The organism is Roseateles sp. P5_E1 (assembly GCF_054049335.1).
Genome location: NZ_JBFUMN010000124.1, coordinates 1 through 1,601, shown reverse-complemented (window position 1 = coordinate 1,601; position 1,601 = coordinate 1). Strand labels below are relative to the sequence as shown.

General features: G+C 67.8%; 1 protein-coding gene. It reads right to left on the bottom strand.

The genetic code is table 11. The features are described from left to right. A partial coding sequence (locus ACXJKJ_RS30055) for a PKD domain-containing protein (protein WP_457394988.1) occupies nucleotides 1–1,601 on the bottom strand: 1,601 nt, incomplete at both ends.

The window sequence follows — 1,601 nt, the reverse complement described above, 5'->3', positions numbered from 1 at the left end:
CGCTGTAGCTCTTCGTGACCGACACCCCGCTGGCGCTCGTGCCGTCCCCGAACGTCCACGCGTAGCTGGCGATCGGGCCTTCCGCATCGGTGCTGCCGGCGCCGGAGAAGCTCAGGCTCGCGCCCACCTGCCCACTCGTCGGGCCGCTGATRYTGGCCACCGGCGCCTGGTTGGCCRGCGCCGTGATCACCACCGCCTGCGTCTTGCTGTTGGTCAGGCCTCCAGCGTCGGTCACCGTCARCGTCACCGTGTAGCTGCCTGCCGCGCTGTAGCTCTTCGTGRCCGACACCCCGCTGGCGCTCGTGCCGTCCCCGAACGTCCACGCGTAGCTGGCGATCGGGCCTTCCGCATCGGTGCTGCCGGCGCCGGAGAAGCTCAGGCTCGCGCCCACCTGCCCRCTSGTCGGGCCGCTGATGTTGGCCACCGGCGCCTGGTTGGCCATGCTGCCCGGCGTCCACGCCTCCACCTCGACAATGCGCGAGAGATAGTAGGCCGAGCTGTTCACCAGCACGCGGATGCGCTGTGTGGTGATGGGCGCGAAGACGAACTGCCGCCACACCTTGTTGTTGTTGATKACGCTGCCGCCCGGCACATCCACCCACCCCGCACCGTTCCAGTACTGGACTTCGAAGTGCAGGATACCGAAGTTGCTGAACGTCATCGCCAGCGTCGGCACTGAGGGCGAGTAGGCGTTGTCCTGCAGCGTGAACACATCGATTTCGCTGATCGTCTGCATGCCGTTGAAGTCGATCTGCACCCAGTCCGGGTAGACGCCCGAAGTGCCATCCGCCCACGCGCCGCCAGCTCCCCAGTTCAGCCCCAGCCGATCGCCGTCGATGACCGCGCTGGCGGGAAATCTGGAGTCAAAAGTGCTGGACGCTGTGGCGACGCCGCCGTTGGCGGCTGCAGCAACATTGACCGCCTGTCCTCCCGTTGCCGCCGTGATCACCACCGCCTGCGTCTTGCTGTGGGTCAGGCCTCCAGCGTCGGTCACCGTCAACGTCACCGTGTAGCTGCCYGCCGCGCTGTAGCTCTTCGTGACCGACACCCCGCTGGCGCTCGTGCCGTCCCCGAACGTCCACGCGTAGCTGGCGATGGGGCCTTCCGCATCCGTGCTCCCGGCGCCGGAGAAGCTCAGGTTCGCGCCCACCTGCCCACTCGTCGGGCCGCTGATGTTGGCCACCGGCGCCTGGTTGGCCGGCGCCGTGATCACCACCGCCTGCGTCTTGCTGTGGGTCAGGCCTCCAGCGTCGGTCACCGTCAACGTCACCGTGTAGCTGCCTGCCGCGCTGTAGCTCTTCGTGGCCGACACGCCGCTGGCGCTCGTGCCGTCCCCGAACGTCCACGCGTAGCTGGCGATCGGGCCTTCCGCATCGGTGCTGCCGGCGCCGGAGAAGCTCAGGCTCGCGCCCACCTGCCCACTCGTCGGGCCGCTGATGTTGGCCACCGGCGCCTGGTTGGCCATGCTGCCCGGCGTCCACGCCTCCACCTCGACAATGCGCGAGAGATAGTAGGCCGAGCTGTTCACCAGCACGCGGATGCGCTGTGTGGTGATGGGCGCGAAGACGAACTGCCGCCACACCTTGTTGTTGTTGTTGATT